This is a genomic window from Pseudomonas sp. A34-9, from assembly GCF_029543085.1.
Lineage (GTDB): Bacteria > Pseudomonadota > Gammaproteobacteria > Pseudomonadales > Pseudomonadaceae > Aquipseudomonas.
In genome coordinates this window covers 3,033,443-3,049,950 of record NZ_CP119967.1, presented here as the reverse complement: position 1 = coordinate 3,049,950, position 16,508 = coordinate 3,033,443, and the positions used below count along the sequence as shown (strand labels likewise).

General features: G+C 54.1%; 14 protein-coding genes, 3 tRNA genes and 2 pseudogenes. 6 read left to right on the top strand and 13 right to left on the bottom strand.

The genetic code is table 11. The annotated features are described in order from the left end of the window. Positions 1–76: 76 nt before the first annotated feature. Positions 77–247 carry a hypothetical protein gene (locus tag P3G59_RS13580; protein ID WP_277761954.1) on the bottom strand — a complete coding sequence of 57 codons (171 nt, stop codon included), beginning with the start codon at positions 245–247 and terminating at the stop codon, positions 77–79. A gap of 3 nt (positions 248–250) precedes the next feature. Then, positions 251–616, bottom strand: coding sequence for a dsDNA nuclease domain-containing protein (locus P3G59_RS13575; protein ID WP_277762149.1), 366 nt, complete (start codon positions 614–616; stop codon positions 251–253). 895 nt (positions 617–1,511) lie between these two features. Here P3G59_RS13575 and P3G59_RS13570 point away from each other — a divergent pair. Beyond that, a complete protein-coding gene (locus tag P3G59_RS13570) occupies positions 1,512–2,444 on the top strand; it encodes a fimbrial protein (protein WP_277761953.1) in 933 nt (310 codons plus the stop codon). A 187-nt stretch (positions 2,445–2,631) separates the two neighbouring features. After that, positions 2,632–3,486: pseudogene (locus P3G59_RS13565) on the top strand (fimbria/pilus outer membrane usher protein); the annotation flags it as partial. Between the two features lie 1,361 nt (positions 3,487–4,847). Here P3G59_RS13565 and P3G59_RS13560 read toward each other — a convergent pair. Then, a complete protein-coding gene (locus P3G59_RS13560) occupies positions 4,848–5,429 on the bottom strand; it encodes a hypothetical protein (protein ID WP_277761952.1) in 582 nt (193 codons plus the stop codon). 269 nt (positions 5,430–5,698) lie between these two features. Beyond that, positions 5,699–6,082, bottom strand: coding sequence for a type 1 fimbrial protein (locus P3G59_RS13555; RefSeq protein WP_277761951.1), 384 nt, complete (start codon positions 6,080–6,082; stop codon positions 5,699–5,701). Positions 6,083–6,477: 395 nt separating this feature from the next. Between P3G59_RS13555 and P3G59_RS13550 the strand changes: the two are divergent. Then, positions 6,478–6,963: pseudogene (locus tag P3G59_RS13550) on the top strand (tyrosine-type recombinase/integrase); the annotation flags it as partial. A 92-nt stretch (positions 6,964–7,055) separates the two neighbouring features. On the opposite strand, the gene P3G59_RS13545 reads toward P3G59_RS13550, so the two are convergent. The 8 genes from P3G59_RS13545 to P3G59_RS13510 form a co-directional block, all read right to left on the bottom strand. After that, positions 7,056–7,142 (bottom strand) — tRNA-Leu (locus P3G59_RS13545). Positions 7,143–7,338: 196 nt separating this feature from the next. Then, positions 7,339–7,412, bottom strand: a tRNA-Cys gene (locus P3G59_RS13540). Between the two features lie 46 nt (positions 7,413–7,458). Further along, positions 7,459–7,534, bottom strand: a tRNA-Gly gene (locus P3G59_RS13535). A 60-nt stretch (positions 7,535–7,594) separates the two neighbouring features. Then, positions 7,595–8,155, bottom strand: a complete 561-nt coding sequence (gene pgsA, locus P3G59_RS13530; protein WP_007950102.1) for a CDP-diacylglycerol--glycerol-3-phosphate 3-phosphatidyltransferase — start codon at positions 8,153–8,155, stop codon at positions 7,595–7,597. Positions 8,156–8,187: 32 nt separating this feature from the next. Beyond that, positions 8,188–10,011 (bottom strand): excinuclease ABC subunit UvrC, encoded by a 1,824-nt coding sequence (gene uvrC, locus P3G59_RS13525; protein ID WP_127927157.1) that lies wholly within the window; start codon positions 10,009–10,011, stop codon positions 8,188–8,190. Between the two features lie 2 nt (positions 10,012–10,013). Then, entirely contained in the window at positions 10,014–10,655 is a 642-nt protein-coding gene (uvrY, locus tag P3G59_RS13520) for a UvrY/SirA/GacA family response regulator transcription factor (RefSeq protein WP_016984198.1), read from the bottom strand. A 127-nt stretch (positions 10,656–10,782) separates the two neighbouring features. Next, entirely contained in the window at positions 10,783–11,226 is a 444-nt protein-coding gene (locus P3G59_RS13515; RefSeq protein WP_277761949.1) for a GNAT family N-acetyltransferase, read from the bottom strand. After that, positions 11,226–11,984: a carbon-nitrogen hydrolase family protein gene (locus tag P3G59_RS13510; protein ID WP_277761948.1), complete on the bottom strand. Its 759-nt coding sequence runs from the start codon at positions 11,982–11,984 to the stop codon at positions 11,226–11,228. The genes P3G59_RS13515 and P3G59_RS13510 overlap by 1 nt, the downstream gene beginning before the upstream one ends. Before the next feature lie 616 nt (positions 11,985–12,600). On the opposite strand from P3G59_RS13510, the gene P3G59_RS13505 reads away from it, so the two are divergent. Then, the gene (locus P3G59_RS13505; RefSeq protein WP_277761947.1) at positions 12,601–13,677 is read left to right on the top strand and encodes a 3-deoxy-7-phosphoheptulonate synthase; all 1,077 of its coding nucleotides are present in this window, start codon (positions 12,601–12,603) and stop codon (positions 13,675–13,677) included. A 55-nt stretch (positions 13,678–13,732) separates the two neighbouring features. On the opposite strand, the gene P3G59_RS13500 is transcribed toward P3G59_RS13505, so the two are convergent. Further along, positions 13,733–14,812 carry a hypothetical protein gene (locus tag P3G59_RS13500; RefSeq protein ID WP_277761946.1) on the bottom strand — a complete coding sequence of 360 codons (1,080 nt, stop codon included), beginning with the start codon at positions 14,810–14,812 and terminating at the stop codon, positions 13,733–13,735. 335 nt (positions 14,813–15,147) lie between these two features. On the opposite strand from P3G59_RS13500, the gene P3G59_RS13495 reads away from it, so the two are divergent. After that, the gene (locus tag P3G59_RS13495; protein WP_277762148.1) at positions 15,148–16,017 is read left to right on the top strand and encodes a triacylglycerol lipase; all 870 of its coding nucleotides are present in this window, start codon (positions 15,148–15,150) and stop codon (positions 16,015–16,017) included. Positions 16,018–16,114: 97 nt separating this feature from the next. Continuing rightward, positions 16,115–16,396 (top strand): peptidylprolyl isomerase, encoded by a 282-nt coding sequence (locus P3G59_RS13490; RefSeq protein WP_007912303.1) that lies wholly within the window; start codon positions 16,115–16,117, stop codon positions 16,394–16,396. Positions 16,397–16,508 lie beyond the last annotated feature (112 nt).

Genomic DNA, 16,508 nt, shown 5'->3' with positions numbered 1-16,508 from the left:
TGTGGACACGCCGCGAACGCTCGCCTTTACGGGTCACCGTATCGAGGATCAGGCACCAAATGTCTTCAGCAGCAGCTTAAGAGCTGAAGGTAACGCCATGCAGATCCTCGGAAGACCTTCGAATGTTCGCTATCCCCAAAAGCTCCACTTCGCGGATGGTGTGATATACCTGCCACATAGCTGCATCAACCCAATCGGCGACGGTAACGCCTGAGCCCGTCTGGTAGTTCTTCGTTCGCTCGATCATCAATCAGTTCCTGCCTACCTGGCTTACCTTCCCGCGCCAGGGCTCGATCGTCAGGTACTCCAGGGTCTTGTTGACCTTGTCTTCAGTGACAATCAAGTATCGCCGGGTTAGGCCTGAATCTGACTCGCATTGCATCGACTTGTGCAAGATCGAACTGCAAGGAATGGTTTTCTTGTCAGCGCCCTTCCCGTTTTTAACCATGTCCGAGATGTTCCAGCGCGTCTTCTCGGTACTTTTGACTTGTATGAAGTCGACGTAGCCGTCGGAGATGATGTCAATATCGTCCGTGACCTCACAGCGGACGCTGCGAATGGTCTTGTCACGAAGCATCCGAGTGACATGGAAAGCTGCGACACAGTCCTGAACCAGGAAACCTTACTTGGCGGCAACACCGCCCGAATCGTTAGAATCCATCTCGACGTCCGTGACATTTTGCCGAGAATCTAGGGGATTATGTTGCCTGAGTCCACCTAATGATGGCAGTTAGCCCTTCCGCAGCGAAAGAAGCGTCAGCTGGACACGGCCACCTGCAGAGCAAAGTCTCGATAGGCGGCCAAAATATTGACCATAAAGACGAAAAATAGCACCGCCAGTTCGCACCTGGGAAGGCGCTCTGCTCGTAGCGCGAAAAAGCAGTCAGTTACGAGCTAACACGACCGCCAAGGCTTGTTTGTTGTGCAGCAGCTGTGTCAGACCATCTGCTGCGGCAACGTTGAATTGCGAGTCAGATGATATGGAAGTCATCCTTGGAATCGGATTCGAGAAAGCCTAGCAGATCGCATCACAGACGAAAATCAGTAAACCATTCACTGGTCCCGGTTTTCGCATCAAAATAGCGCCTCAGCCCCAACTAAGTCCCATATGGCCTTTTCCGGACGCCAAAAACCACAAACCGCCGACTTTCTCTAGGAAAATCAGAAGAGATTCAAAGCTATCCGTTTGCGATTTCTGGAGCATATCCCTACTTATAAGAGCTGTAGGCCGGCGGCGCGATTTCAGCCCCATGCAAGTCCCATAGGATTTACGGACCAGGCTGCAGCACGAGTGATCGACAGGCATATCGCGCGACGCACTAGGACTCCCTTACAAAGCAGACAATTCTTACTGCTCAATACCTGACATTTCAAGGACCATTGCGCCTTAAAGCCACGCCATACATTAAAATAAAACGCAGCTTAGCCCCCCCCAATATCGATTTTTTATCCTCGGAAAGATTAAGGAATGATCTCCCCGTAGTCCAGACCCTGTTACCGGAGGCCGAATAGTGCACCACATTATAATATTGTTATCATCTGCTCTCTTATACGCATTATCTCTGCATGCACACGCAGCTTGTACAATTATAGGAACCCCCTCCATAGTCTCTATGGATTTTACGCTTCCCGCAAGCATTAACGTGCCCACAGGCACGCCAAATGGCACCGTAATTTATACAACCGAATCCCCGGTGAGCCATGGAGGTCATTATACCTGCACCACTGAGTTTCAAATAGGTAGCGCAGATGGGAACGGACAATCGATAGCATCAGGCTTGTATCCGATTGGCGCAACCGGTTTGGCGTGGCAATACCTGTATTGGTCATCTCCGGCGGTTCAATATCCTGGCGGCTCTTGGTATCCTCCCCACTCCAATACACTTTGGAATAAACCTCAAGGATTTCGAATAGTTAAGATCGGAGAGATTTCGCCCGACGCCAAGATTCCTGACGGGATATTGGGTTATTTGATTATAGGGGGCGTCAAAGCAGTAAGTTTATCCGTTACCAATATGAACATTATAGCCGGCTCCTGCCAGTCTCCGGACAACATAAATGTAGACTTGGGACATCCAACTCTGAGTGAGTTAACTGACGACAATTACGTGTCCTTTTCGATTCCATTGCGTGACTGCCCCAATGGAATTAATAAAGTTGAGTACCAATTGCTACCGACCTCCAGCTCGCCTTCTGCGAACCCAGCTTCGGGCATAATTAGTCTGAATCCCGCATCCACTGCAAAGGGCGCCGGCGTCAAAATAAGAAATTCTACAGGATCAGATTTTGATTTCAGAAAAACATACACCTCAGACCAATTTATGCCGGGGACAGTGAGCTTCGACATATCTTTATCAACAAAATATGTCAGGTTACCTAGTGCGCCAGAATTAAAGGCGGGAACAGCAAATTCTGAAATAATGTTTTTAATAAATTACCTCTAAAAACCTTCTAAAGCGATCCACTCTAAATAAGAGGCGGTACATAAAAATACCTCTAAGCGGTTAATTTCTCAATTTACAACGTTACCCGCGTCAACAGGATACTTGGGTGTTTTTGCCGTTATCGAACGCTTTCGGATTCTCTGGCGGAGAAGTCGGTCCATGGGTGGGTGGGTGGGGGCAGCCAGATAGTAGCGTGCGCGCACTGTACGCCAAGAAGCTTACGGATACAGATACCAGTTTCACCCTCGCAGCGTACCGTTATTCTACTGAGGGGTACCGTACGCTAACTGACCACGTACAGGATATTAGCGTTGGTGCCACCCGCCGTACCGGAAACTCCGAAACCCGCACCGATCTGACGGTCAACCAGACTTTGGGTGATTCACCCCAATTCGGTTCGCTGTATTTGAACGCTAGTGACCAGCACTACCGGGATCGCGGCGGATCTCACAGCTTTTCTGCTGGCTACAGCAATAACTGGCGGGATCTGAACTACAATATTAGTTTGAGTAAGACGCTGGAATTAGGGACATATGGCGGGGCAACCGATGATACGCAATTAAGCGTATCTATCTCCTTCCCACTTGGGTCGAGCCCCCGTGCCCCGCGTGCGTATGTAGAAGTCAGCAGCTATTCAGGTGTGAAAACCGGCTTTAATGGCTATGCGGTCCTGCCAAACGCCCAGCCTTACCGCGTTAACTGGGTGTCTCTGGACACTCGTAATCTCGGTGGGGAGATCGAACTTGATAACGCGACACAACAATTGGTTCCTCGCCGCGGGTCAATTGTTCGCGCACGTTTTGAAGGCAGTAAAGGCCGGCGAGCCCAGTTCGAAATCTTTGACCAAGAGGGCAAGGCGATTCCGTTCGGTGCCGCGCTGAAAGATGCAGAAGGTTAGCAACTTGCTTTGTCTGATCCAACGGGCAAAGCATTAGCGCTAGTTACTGAAGATCAAGGCACCATTGTAATCAAATGGCAGGGCAAGCAATCTACAGCACCACACTCACTACCAGAGAAAGAAGAAAACGTGAATCATGAGCGGTACGAGCTAAATGCGCACCCTAATTTAAGCATACGCCCCCCTCAATTACTTCAGAGTATTAGCACGCAGGGCAAGAGCCCTGCGCGCAAACTCCGAGCGAGGCCACGTATACTTTCCTTATATGTCTTCTCCACCCTCTGCCGTGAGCAAAAGATAAATCAATAACGAATTGTTACTCGGAGAGCTCACCATATGCCTTAGGAAAATGAATTTGACACTGAACGCAGCTTTTTAATTATCGCAAGTAGCAAGCGCATCCTACGCCCTTAGTAGGGAGTTAACAATCCACCTTTCGTTTCACCCTACCCTCAAGTATATCCATTCCGAGGGACACACCTCAGGGAAAAACAATCTATAGTGCGGCAAAAAAATGACTTACGAACGAATTCAAACACACGAAAAGTTTTCATAGTGGCTCCCTCGATGACGAGTACGCAACGATATCGCCGTACTCTACCCAATAGCTGATTCAGGTATTTCCTGGCAGTGGATACACAATGGTATACCTGCAACGCAATACGCTGTCGATCTTTCCAATGCTGAGGATTGGAGTTCCCTACTCCACTGCACTGGGCTTTAATTGGTTAAGACCGGTGACATCAAGACAGGCGCGACAATACCCCCTGATGGTACTTTACTGCTGACACCTTGAAGGTTATCAACATAACCACCGCAGCATGAATGTGATCGCAACATCCTACCGGGCGCCAAGCATCATAAAAGGAGTATTTGGAAACCGGGCCTCAATGCTTTTTATTGGTCGGGGTATAAACACGTTGTCCACCATCTCAATCCCGTTGACAAACTGCCCTATGGGTATTAATAAAGCTCAAGGCACAACCGCCGACCTTCCTGATATTTATCCATTTAATGGCCTCATCCGTTTTAATTCAATCTCAATGACCGAGTGGATATCTTTCCAGATAAAGAATGGAGAGACGAGCGAATTCAACACAACCCAAACATATAGTCTCCCATTTTACTTCAGGATAACCAGCCACCTACGTTGAACTGCTCGCAAAGTTCGCCCAGATTCTAGGCGCACAACAGATCGATTTAAAGCCCGGCACTGAAACAGGGAAATATGTATGCTATCAAATACCTCTAGATACAAATATCCGAGTCAACATCCGTCACCTAATTTTATTCAACATATATGAAAATCCTTCCTATCAATTAAACTGCATATGGATTTCGGGGGGCCGCACTTGATTACTTGTAGCCTAGTATTAGTAGGAAGCGCCATGGCGGAAGCTGACTCGGCCTTCTTAAAGAGCGACCGAGTCAACGGCACAGCAAGGCCGCATGCGATTGCACATGCTGGCACTGCATTGAGCAGGTTATAGCGCGAAGATAATAGCTTACTGCGCAGGAGAATCTTGCACTTGTATCGGGTTAGGTTCGTCAGCCGAGTGACTGCTTTTCTCGACCGATCTGGCAAGGCACGCGGTCAACTCTTTTTCATAGACCTCAAGCACCGCTTCGGCCTCAGCTTCTCGCTCGTCACGCAAACGAAGGAAATCGTCGCGATTCAACTGGTTTTCCACCTGTCGAATATTCTCCACGATGATCGCGCATAACCCGTTGTCGCTCTCTTCAGTTGCACTGTCATCATCGCTTTGTTGGTTCTGCCGCTCAACTTCCAGCGCTTCGAGTTCACTCGCTCTCTTCACAGCAGTCGCAAGTTCGGTCTCAAGGCTGACCCGCTGACTTGATAGCGTCAGGTTTTCGTCTCTTAATTTTTTTATGCGCTCGGCACTTTCGGTAAGCTCTCGTGCCTGCTGGTGGACGGTGGCTTTGAGCGGAATCAACTCAACAATTTGATATCCTGCACTGACGGTCAATCCAATCAAGCTCAAAGACAGTAGGGTCAAACAGTAGAGGGCCGAGTTTTTATTTCGCCCAGAGTTTGGTGTGTTGAGGGAGTGAATCACCGTGTTCATAGGAGCTCTCTGTCGCTTTTATGTCAGCATGGCAGTCTAGCGACAACACCACGCAGGGACTTTAGGACAAGTCTCAAACAGGTGATTCCATAGGCGGGATTACAGACCACCTCATGCTCAGAGCCTACAAGTCAAATGCTATTGGTCAATTTAACTCAGCGGCGCTATTCGTCGCCTTTTCACTCGAGAATAAGACAATTCTCATTTCTTGCGCCCTTGCTAACCAGTATCTTACAAACAAGGACGCACCTTGGATGATCTTAGCCGCATCAAGGCAACGTGAGTGTCACTAGGTAATTTCCGGAGTTTATCTGCTTGCCCGCGGCATCCCTGAGCACGTACCGCTGAGCATAGTACTGCTCTTGCTTGCGTGTATCAGTTACCAACTGCGCAGTTACCTTTCCTTGAGGATTACTCGCTTCAGCGTTTATACGACTGACATTTCGCACGTTGACCACTTGTCTCGTATTCGCCCGCGGGCACTCCAACAGGTCCAAGAAGGAATAACTGGCTCTTCCTGCCATGCAACTCGACTCGATGATACGTCCATGAAAGTGAATGGCTCCATCAACAGGTTGTGATTGCTGTGCGAAGGCAGCGTCCACGCCGATCAGGCACAAACAAGCAATCATGAAGTGACGTTGAATATTCATCGGGAATCTCCGTGGCTGTTAACCACGCTATCGCCCGTCGCGTGAAGATCTTTAATGGCATCCTGCCATCCGGCGTCAAATACACCAGTCGTCACCCCACTCACCTAGCAGCCTGAAAAAGGCGTCACCCGTCCGCGCCTCTCCGCATTTCACTTTTTCGATTTAATGTGCATTAGCCGAGAAACCAAAGACGACCCAGCATGCGGTTTCATCCTGCTCGTGCTGGCGGATGGGGCAGGTAACTCGCGGCAGCTTCGTACCTCATTTTCAACCTAGCGATATCAGACGACTCAATGAAGTGATCGACCGATGACTTCAGGAGATGCTTTCGGCTTCAACGAAAGATTCTGAACCTTTGGAGAAATTTAAAAAGCACGCGTGTGCGTAAACGCGCGTACCAGCATGCCGATCAGCCATTGAGAGACGCTTTGGACCTGTTCTATCTAACAGGTCAGAGGGTCGCAGACACATTGAAGATGGATGAGCGAGACATAAAAGACGGGAAGCTCTCTGTTCAGCAAGGCAAGACTGGGGCTAAACGAAGGATCGAGATCATTGGTGAGCTCAAAGTCGTAATCGATCGAATCATGGCACGAAAGGCTGGACACAAAATCAGATCAACACGTCTCGTAGTAATCGACTCTGGGCAGCCGATGACAACCAGCATGCTCAGAAAACGGTTCGATGACGCCAGGGAAGCAGCCGGGATTCCAAAAGCAGAATTTCAGATGCGCGACCTAAGAGCAAAAGCGGCGACGGATAAGGAGGAGTCAACAGGCAGCATCCGAGAAGCTCGGGACCAGCTCGGACATACAACCGTCGGGATGACAGAACAGTACATCCGCATGCGGAAGGGGATGGAGGTTACCCCTACGAAGTGACTGACGGTCACGAATTGCGGAAAAGATTTTTTGATTGCGGAAAAAAAAAGAAGGGCTTGCATGAGATATGTCATGCAAGCCCTTGATATTTATGGTGCCCGAAGCCGGAATCGAACCGGCACGCCCTTACGAGCGGGGGATTTTAAGTCCCATGCGTCTACCAGTTTCGCCATTCGGGCGGTAGCGCGGTGTTGCTGTCTTCTGCTACACGGTAGAGATCCTGACAAGATCCAACCTTGAACAGCAGTGCGGGAAATATATACATCACTTCCCGGTGAAGCAAGTTCGCAGAGGCCGTTTTTCAAGACTAAATCTTGCAGCGCAGTGCAAATAAAAAAGCTCCGTAAATCATGGATCTACGGAGCTTGTTTATAGTGGAGGCCGAGGTCGGAATCGAACCGGCGTAGGTGGATTTGCAATCCACTGCATAACCATTTTGCTACTCGGCCTCAAAGTATTTGCTGTCAGTAGCACAACAACAAACACTGTACAAATTGGAGCGGGAAACGAGACTCGAACTCGCGACCCCGACCTTGGCAAGGTCGTGCTCTACCAACTGAGCTATTCCCGCTTGGTGATGCGCATTCTATAGAATTAAGAAGCTCCGTCAACCCCTTGATTCAAAAAAGTTTTATTTCTTTTCAACATCGGTCTTCAGGTGCGGCCAGGCGGCGCGAAGGTATTGAACCATCGACCACAATGTCAGTCCAGCAGAGACCATCAGCAAGGCGTAACCCAGGATAACCCAGAAACTGAAGTCCTTTGGATTGGCCAGCAGGATCACCAGTGCGAGCATCTGCGCAGCGGTTTTCCATTTGCCGAGATTCGAAACGGCGACGTGGGCACGGGCGCCGAGTTCGGCCATCCATTCACGCAAGGCCGACACCACAATCTCGCGACCGATGATGACAGCTGCCGGCAGTGTGAGCCAGAGATTGCCGTGTTCCTGAACCAGCAGCACCAGTGCCACTGCAACCATGAGTTTGTCGGCTACTGGATCGAGAAACGCACCGAACGGAGTGCTTTGCTCCAGACGACGGGCCAGATAACCGTCCAGCCAGTCCGTCGCTGCCGCGAAGGCAAACACCGAGGCGGAGGCCATGTAACTCCACTGGTAAGGCAGATAGAACAGCAAAATGAAGATCGGGATGAGCAGGACGCGTAGAACGGTAATCAGATTAGGGATATTCATCGGCACAACTGGCTACGAGGTGAAGGGGCATTCTACTCGCTATGCAGGTTCGCATAAATCGACTCTGCGAGCTTTTTACTGATCCCCGGGGCTTTGGCGATCTCTTCGATGCTTGCACGAGACAGCTCCTGCAATCCACCAAAATGTTTCAACAAGTCGCGACGTCGGGTTGGCCCAACGCCCGCAACGCCTTCCAGCGTTGACGTACGGCGGGTTTTGCCTCGACGTGCGCGGTGTCCTGTAATAGCGAAGCGGTGAGCCTCATCGCGGATCTGTTGAATAAGGTGCAAGGCCGGCGAGTCGCCACGCAAAGTGAACTCATGCGCCGCATCATTCAGATACAACGTTTCAAATCCCGCCTTACGCGTGGCGCCTTTGGCGACCCCGAGCAGGATCAGATCCGGCACGGCCAACTCGTTGAGAACATCGCGAGCCATCGACAGTTGGCCCTTGCCACCGTCCACCAGCAAGATGTCCGGTAACTTGCCCTCACCTTCCTTGAGTTTGCTGAAGCGACGCGTCAGCGCCTGATGCATGGCGGCGTAGTCGTCACCTGCCGTGACACCCTCGATGTTGTAGCGCCGGTAGTCCGACTTGATCGCGCCTTCCGGGCCAAACACCACACAAGAAGCGACCGTTGCCTCACCGCTGGAATGACTGATGTCGTAGCATTCCAGGCGCTGCGGCGGCTCATCCAGATTCAACACTTCTGCCAGGGCCTCGAACCGCGCGGCAGTGTGTTGACGGTTGGCCAGGCGCGCGCCCAACGCCTGCTCGGCATTGGTGACCGCCAGTTGCTGCCAGCGTGCACGCGTGCCACGCACCCGATGACTGATGGCCAGCTCGCGGCCGCGCAACTCATGAATCGCTTCGATCAGCGTCGGAAAATCCTCGTGCACGACATTGACAATCAGCTCGCTCGGCAAGTCGCGCTCGGGGCTGCTGATGAAGTACTGGCCGAGAAACGCGGCCATGACTTCCGACACATCCTCTTCGATACCGACTTGCGGGAAGAAATTTTTGCTGCCCAATACGCGCCCACCACGGACGCTGATCAAGTGCACGCAGGCGCCCCCCGGATTGACGAATGCCGCGATGACATCGATATCCCCTGTGCCGCCTTCCATGCTCTGTTGATCCTGGACTCGACGCAGCAGCGCGATCTGATCGCGCAACTCGGCGGCTCGCTCGAACTCGAGGTTGATCGCCGCCTCCTCCATCGCCGTGGACAGCTCGTTGGTCAGCGCGTGACTGCGGCCCTCAAGAAACATGACCGAGTGACGCACGTCTTCGGCATACACCTCAGGCTCAACCAACCCCACGCAAGGCGCTTTGCAGCGTTTGATCTGATACTGCAGACAGGGACGGGTTCGGTTCTTGTAGTAGCTGTCTTCACACTGGCGAACGAAGAAGGTCTTTTGCAGCAGACTCAGGCTTTCACGTATGGCGCCGGCACTCGGATAGGGGCCGAAGTACTTGCCCTTGGCCTTTTTGGCCCCGCGATGAATGCTCAGGCGAGGGAACTGGCCGTCGGACAGAAACACGTAGGGATAGGACTTGTCGTCGCGCAACAGAATGTTGTACGGCGGCCGCCATTCCTTTATCAGCGTTTGCTCAAGCAACAGCGCTTCGGTTTCGTTGGCGGTGATGGTCGTTTCGACCTGCGCAATGCGCCCGACCAACGCGGCAGTCTTGGGCGCCAGACCGGTTTTGCGAAAGTAGCTGGCCAGACGCTTTTTCAGGTTCTTGGCCTTGCCCACGTACAACAGGCGCGCATCACTGTCGAACATGCGGTACACGCCGGGGCGCCCGCTGACTGTCGACAGAAAAGCGCCGGAATCGAATGTTTCAGTCATGGTCAGAGGCTGGCATCAACCATGCCGTGACGCACCGCCAACAGTGTCAACTCGACGTCGCTGCTGATCGAAAGTTTCTCGAAAATACGGTAGCGATAGGTGTTCACGGTTTTCGGCGACAGGCACAACTTGTCGGAAATGATCTGTACCTTCTGACAGCCGACAATCATCAATGCGATCTGAATTTCCCGCTCGGACAAGGCGTCGAAGGGCGAATCATTGGACGGTTGAAAAGACTTGATCGCCAATTGCTGGGCAATCTGCGGACTGATATAGCGCTGGCCGGCAAACACCAGGCGAATGGCCTGGACCATTTCCGGCAAACCCGCGCCCTTGGTCAGATAGCCCGCAGCACCTGCCTGCAGCAAGCGTGTCGGGAAAGGATCCTCTTCACATACCGTAACCGCGACCACCTTGATATCCGGATGACTGCGCAACAGTTTGCGCGTGGCTTCCAGGCCGCCGATGCCAGGCATCTTGACGTCCATCAGCACCACATCGGGCTTCAACTCTCGGGCCTTGATCAGGGACTCTTCCCCGGATTCGGCCTGGCCAACCACCTGCAAGCCATCGATATCGGCCAGCATACGTGTAATGCCTGTACGAACGAGATCATGGTCATCGACCACTAGCACCCTAATCAAGCAGACACCTCGCGATATGGTCATATTGGGATGCCGGACACCTTAGCAAAAAGTGCCACGCAGACCTAGCGGAAAGCGTCATTTAAAAAGTTTCAATTCATCATTGAAGGCTTGCCGGCCGTGGGTTTCAGAGCACATGTGTACTGATATCAAGCTGCATTCGCAGAAAACACTCATCCGCGCCCTGAACCTGTAGGCCTTTTCTTTCATACAAGTTTCTCGCCGGATTATTTTCGAATACGGTCAGCCGCAAAGCCGGACGCTTCTCTTTGCGAGCCATGTCGATAACCTGATCAATCGCCCAGGAACCCGCGCCCTGCCCCTGAAACGCTTCAGCAATCTGCAGTTCACGAATGTACAACGCGCGCATATCCCGGCTGAGGCTGAGAAAACCTGCCGGCACATCGCCCTGCACTATCAGCCAGTTCTGCCGCCCCGCCCACGCCACGTCAAACGCCTCGTCCTGCCATAACAGGTCATGGTGAATGTAGTAGCGCAGCATGTTCTGACAGGTGAGACCGCGGGCAAACGCCAGATCCTCTGGAGCCGCGAGACGCAAGCACAATGTCATCAGGCTTGCACAACAGGAACTATTCGCCCCTGCCATGCACCCGCGTGACGCTGGGCGATTACCAGAAGATCGCCCGCCCCAGGCGCCGCAACGACCAACGAACCGTCTTCAGACCAGATGCCACTGCGCCCGGCGGATTGCCAACCGCCGGTCAGCCCACCGTGATTGGCCATCAGCACCGCCATCGAGTGTTGCCGAGCATAACCCTGAAGTATCGCTGTGTCGGCTGCGTAACCTTTTTCGCTGATCAATACACCGGCCGCGTACACGTCAGCGCCTTGATCGGCGGCCGCTGCAGCATGGCTGGCATGTGAGAAATCGGCGCACACCGCCAATGCGATCACTTCGCCGCCAATGTTCAGCGGCGGCCCGCCGAGACCCGGGGCAAATACAAGCTCCTCGCCCGAGTGCAAATGCTGCTTGCTGTACACACCGAGCGAGCCATCAGCGCCCAGGACCAGGGCACCGATCAAAACCGAAGCGCTGCTCTTCAGCCGGATCGGCATGCCGACGACGGCAGTTATGCCAAGCGCTCGGGCCAAATCCCTGAGAGGTTGCAGCACGGCATCTTGCGGGTCTATCGCCAACGTTGCCGCGACCTCTCCCTCATAGCCAGTCAGCGACAACTCGGGGAAAACCAGTAATTCGACGCCCTGCTCCGCAGCGATCTCAATGAAGCGACTATGCCGGGTAATGTTTCCAGAAAGATCACCGGCGATGGAAATGGTTTGCGCAGCAGCAATAGTCAATGTCGACACGTTTCATCCTTGGCAATCAAGCAAGGCACAGAGTGTCACCACTCTTGCCTGACTCTAGCAATAGGCGTTTCGTTGATCAGGCGATAGCAATTTCTGATTGCTGAGGCGTATCGGCGTCTAGTAAGCTCGGCCCATTCATCGGAGACAGACCATGTTCAACGCCCTCTCACAGCTTCGTACCGCCAGCGCCCCGCGCTCGGTTGCGGCTGCCCGGGCGAATGACGTTTGCGCTCCGGTCAGCTTTTATTTTGGGTATTGGTTTAGCCACTGGCGCGCCTGATACCCAAACGGCGCCCATAACAACGGGTCGCCTACCAGAGAATTCTCAACCCCCGGTCGGCCTCCCGACCGGGGGTTTTGTTTTTTCAGCCCCACACTTTTTCAGCAACACACCAGACACTTTGAGGATTCACGACATGAACTACGCCACTTATTACCGTTACGACAGCTTTAGCGCCTGGCGATTTACCAGCTTCCGCTCGGGACAGCCTGCCGCCTCCGATCGGTCACCCAAAGGTGGCAAGCACACACACGTAGCCAATACGGCCAATTGTCGAACACCCCAGTAGGGCCGAGTGAGCGGGAAGCACCCGCCGCCAGCCCAGGAAGACCGAATATGAACTCGTCCGTTTCTGCCCTGCCACTGTCCACTCTCGATTCTGCCAACGAAGCATTGACTCTGCGCCTGCCCAGCTCGTTGCAACTCAAACAGCAACTACCCCTGAGCAATGCCTTGAGTCAGCAAGTCGCCATCCATCGTCAGGCGGTTCGCGCCATTCTTAACGGCCAGGATCAGCGTCTGCTGGTCATCGTCGGTCCCTGCTCTATCCACGATCCCAAATCCGCACTGGAGTACGCCGGCAAGCTCGCTCGCCTGGCTGAAGAAGTCAGCGGCGAAATGCTGTTGGTGATGCGCGCCTACGTCGAAAAACCGCGTACCACGGTCGGCTGGAAAGGCCTGGCCTACGACCCGCATCTGGATGGCAGTGATGACATGGCTGGCGGCCTGACCCAGTCGCGCGAACTGATGCTGGAAATGATCCGTCTCGGCTTGCCGGTGGCCACAGAATTGCTGCAACCGATGGCCGCCGGCTACTTCGATGACCTGTTGAGCTGGGTGGCCATTGGCGCCCGCACCACTGAATCGCAGATTCACCGGGAGATGGCCAGTGGATTGAGCATGCCGGTCGGCTTCAAGAACGGCACCGACGGTGGCGCAGCCATTGCGGTTGACGCCATGCGTTCGGCAGCCCATCCGCACCGGCATTTCGGCGTCGACAGCCAAGGTCATCCGGCCATCATTCAAACGCCAGGCAACCCCGACACCCATCTGGTATTGCGCGGGGGCCATAAAGGGCCGAACCATGATCGCGAAAGCGTGGCAAAAATCCACGCTGACCTGAACCGACTGAAGATTCCAGGCCGAATCATGGTCGACTGCAGCCACGCCAACAGCGGCAAAGATCCATTGCGCCAGCCAGGCGTATTCAACGAAGTGCTCGAGCAACGCCTGCAAGGTGATCGCGCACTGATCGGCATGATGATTGAATCGCACCTGTTCGAAGGCTGCCAGCCACTGAGCGAGTCCCTGCGTTACGGGGTGTCGATTACCGATGGCTGCCTCGGTTTCAGCGCAACGGAACACCTGCTCCTTGACGCCGCACAACGCCTGGCGGGACAGGCAAAAGTCTGACGACCAGGCTTGCCCTCCGGGTTCAGTGCAATCCGGAGGGCTGGCCACATTCCCGCTATGCCTCCACTTGCACCTGCACCACCGCCGATGCCTGACTGACATCGTCCAGACGTTCAACCGTGTAGGCCACACGCACGGTCGTGCCATGGTGTTCACGCCAGAACCGGTGAGGCACGATAAAGATCAGCGGCTTTCCCGCCGTTTCCCGAGTGATCTCACGGTCATCCCGGTGGTTGAAAAGATCGCCGTCGCACTTGAGATAAACCAGTTCACCTTCCTGAGTCTGGGCATTGCCGATCACGACGGTGACACCATCGACTGAATCCTCTCTCAGCAACACGCCATTTTCAGCTTCCAGCACGTCGGGAGCATCCAGCTCACCACGAAGGAGCGGAGCGACGAGGATTCTTGTCGCCTCGGACTCTCGAACTGCTCCATCGGCCTGCTCGACTCGATAGCTGACCATCACTTCGCCACCGAGATGCGCAGCGATGTGCGCCCCGTCAACCCAGAATGACAGCACGTCAGCGACAGCACAGGCTTCAACCTTCAAGCTGTCGCTGAACGTTGCGGGCAATGCCTCAGCGCCCCACAGCAACCTGACCCGATCCCCCACCGCCATTCGGGCGTAAGGCTGGAGCACGATTAGCGTGCCTTCCGTCACTCGGTCCGGATCCAGTGTTCCCCTTATCGCCCCTTCGACAACTGGCGCAAGCAACTGCGTCGGAGTATCTCCCACAGACAATTGCATGCGTGCAGATAGCGCAGGAGCGGACGAGCCCGCACTGAGCAGCTTCCAGTAGACCTCCAGCGAACCGCCATCCAGAGCCGCGACGTGCATGCCTTTGATAACGAAAACGACATCCTTGCCGACCTGGGCTTCGCTGACATAACGAACCATTTCATGCTGATAAGCAAAGCCCTCTATATCCAGACCGTCCCAACTCAACAGCAACTGATCGCCACAGGTCATGTTTGCATAAGGGGCAATACGGGCAACGACCTTGCCAAGAGAAGGGTCAAGCACCGCCCCCTCCAGACAATCGAGGGTCGGCGCTGGCAGCAGTTCGCTCGCCACACAGGGACTGACGGGGTGGCGCATCCGGTAGCAAAACTCGACTTCATGGGTGTGCATTAGTGGCTCCATTCCTTGGAAAAAACGCCGTCTCGGTGGACGGCGTCGACAGCCAACATTTAACGCGCCCTCTCACATTTTCGATGTCAGCCCGATCCGCCGCAGCCTCCCGGCAAAAGCATCCAACTGAGTAGGCAAACTGCACAGAACCGCTATCAACCAAGCGAAAGATGGCCGCAACTTCCGATTCGGATTTCATAAGTATCTGAAAATTCGTACAGCCCCTAGTCCAGATTCAACGGTCAAGAGAAGCCTCTTCTTACTTCGTCAACGGGACGAGTGTTTTAGAGTGGCCTCCGGACTTCCCGATGAACTTCTGCGAAAAAGGTAAGAACATGCAACGGAATGCTTCAACTCGTTATCCCGTCCTGTTGGTACACGGCCTGTTCGGATTTGAGCGCATCGGTCATTTTGAGCTGTTCCATGACGTAAAGAACGCGCTGAAAGCCAGCGGCAGCCGAGTGTTTGTTCCGCACCTGTCTGCCACCCATAAAAACGAAATACGAGGAGAGCAACTGCTTGCACAGATTGATCGTGTCTTGCGGGGCACAGGTGCCGACAAAGTCAATCTCATCGGACACAGCCAGGGCGCATTGGCTGCTCGATACGCTGCCGCGCTCGCCCCGCACGCCGTCGCCTCGGTGACCTCCGTCAGTGGCCCGAACCATGGCTCGGAAATGGCTGACTTTCTGCGCAAGGCACTGGTGCCCGGGCGGCTGCCCGAGGCGGTCGCACAGAATGTGGCGACCCTGTTTGGCAACTTTCTTTCGTTGCTCAGTGGCAGCGCGAGATTGCCGCAAAACGCACTGGCAGCACTCAATGCGCTGACGACAGAAGGCGTGGGCGATTTCAACGACAAGTTTCCTCAGGGGTTGCCCGGGAGCTGGGGCGGCCAGGGCGCGGAGCAAGTCAATGGGGTGCGTTATTACTCATGGAGCGGCGTCCTGCCGGCCCACAGTCCATCGACCCTCGATCCGGCCCGGAACATTTGCCATGCGCTATCGCAATACTTCATGACCGAGACGCAGCAGAATGACGGTTTCGTCGGTCGCTTCAGTTCTCATCTGGGGCAGGTTATCCGCTCCGACTATCCGCTGGACCATCTGGGCAGCCTGCGCCGCACAGCCAGCACCATCACTACCCTGCCCGACCCGATTGAACTGTACGTTGAACACGCCGAACGTCTGCACGCCGCGAATCTCTGATCAAAGCCACGGACAATCGAACGGAACTTTGCCGAGAATTCGCCCACTGAATCCGGTAGGCTCCACACTTTACTGAAATAGATTGGAGAGTTTCCCCATGGCTAAAGCCACTGCCCGCCACATCCTGGTTTCCAGCGAAGACAAGTGCAACGAACTCAAGGCCCAGATCGAAGGCGGCGCTGATTTCGCCGAAGTCGCCAAAGCCAACTCCACCTGCCCGTCCAGCCGCCAGGGCGGTGATCTGGGTTCGTTCGGTCCTGGCCAGATGGTCAAGGAATTCGACACCGTGGTCTTCAGCGCGCCAATCAATGTCGTGCAAGGTCCAGTGAAAACCCAGTTCGGTTATCACCTGCTGGAAGTCACCAGCCGTCAGGACTGATCCGTCGCCTGATTGCTTGCCAACGGCCCGCCTTCTGGTGGGCCGTTGTGTTTCAGTTACATATACGGCTGGCGACTGGCGCGCCTCTCGCGTACAACTTGCGCTTATCGAT